This is a genomic window from Neoroseomonas eburnea (genome assembly GCF_018129005.1).
GTDB classification, from domain to species: Bacteria; Pseudomonadota; Alphaproteobacteria; order Acetobacterales; family Acetobacteraceae; genus Neoroseomonas; species Neoroseomonas eburnea.
Genome location: NZ_JAAEDL010000082.1, coordinates 1 through 1,183, shown reverse-complemented (window position 1 = coordinate 1,183; position 1,183 = coordinate 1). Strand labels below are relative to the sequence as shown.

Here is a 1,183-nt window from a genome sequence, read left to right as displayed (position 1 = left end):
GCGAACGCGCCGCCGCCGAACAGGCTGCACGCGAGGCCGCCGCGCGCGAGGCCGCAGCGCGCGAAGCCGCTGCACGCGAAGCCGCCGCACGCGAAGCCGCAGCGCGCGAGCAGGCGGCCCGCGAACAGGCTGCGCGCGACGCCGCCGCGCGCGAACAGGCCGCACGCGAACAGGCTGCGCGCGATCAAGCGGCGCGCGACCAGGCCGCACGCGACCAGGCGGCGCGCGAACAAGCGGCGCGCGATCAAGCGGCGCGCGACCAGGCCGCACGCGACCAGGCGGCGCGCGATCAAGCGGCGCGCGACCAGGCGGCGCGCGACCAGCAGCCCCCACCCGGCCGGCTCGATCTGCGCGCCTCCGCACAGGCGCTTGCCGTCGGCACGCCCTGCTCACTCATCGCCTGGGCAGCGAGCGACCGGACCATGACGCTCTCCGGCGTCGTGCGGCGTGGCGACGACGCGCTCGTGCGCCAAGGTCTCGCCGAGCGCGGCGTGCCCGAGGACGCCACGCGGCTGATGCTGACCTCCTTCGATGGCGCCTATTGCCCGGCACTCGACCTCCTGCGGCCCATGCTGGGACCGGCCGGGGCGGCACCCTCGGTCGATGTCGTCGGCCGCCTGCCGCTGCAGAAGGGCGAGCTGATGCGCCTCGACGTGCAGATGCCCGATTGGCCGGCGCATCTCTACGTCGCCTATTTCATGCAGTCCGGGCAGGTGGCGAACCTCGTGCCCTCCGCCCTGCAGGCCGCAGGGGCGAGGGTACGGCTCGGCGAGCCGCAGGGATCCTTCACCGGCTGGGAGGTGGATGAACCCTTCGGCACCGACCTTGCCGTCGTCATCGCATCCGACCGGCCGCTCTTCGGCACGTCGCGACCAGTGGTGGAAGCGCAGGACGCCTATGTCTCCGCCCTGGCGGCGGCGCTGCGGAGTGCGCGGGCCAGCGGCACGCGCGTCGTGGTGCGGCCGGTGGTGGTGGAGACGGTCGCGCGGCGCTGATCCGCCGGCAGAATGCCGCGCAGGCCGCGGCTTCGGATGCTGCGCAAGGCGGGGCGCCTCATACGAGCGGCACGAGTTCCTGACTCGTGCCGAGGCTGCGAATGCGGCCCGCCGGGGTCCGGCGAAGCCGAGCAAACCGGAGGTTTGCGCCCGGCGTCTGATACCAATGGCCCGTTTGCCTGACCTGT

The 1,183-nt window shown here is 74.1% G+C and carries 2 protein-coding genes; one reads left to right on the top strand and one right to left on the bottom strand.

The genetic code is table 11. The features are described 5' to 3' along the window. A partial coding sequence (locus GXW74_RS27735; RefSeq protein WP_211850164.1) for a hypothetical protein occupies positions 1–293 on the bottom strand: 293 nt, incomplete at its 3' end. A 129-nt stretch (positions 294–422) separates the two neighbouring features. On the opposite strand from GXW74_RS27735, the gene GXW74_RS27730 reads away from it, so the two are divergent. Beyond that, positions 423–995 (top strand): DUF4384 domain-containing protein, encoded by a 573-nt coding sequence (locus tag GXW74_RS27730; protein ID WP_211850163.1) that lies wholly within the window; start codon positions 423–425, stop codon positions 993–995. Positions 996–1,183 lie beyond the last annotated feature (188 nt).

Coding starts and splice junctions, on each gene's coding strand:
- GXW74_RS27730 (WP_211850163.1), top strand. CDS start 423: ATGACGCTCTCCGGCGTCGTGCGGCGTGGCGACGACGCGCTCGTGCGC.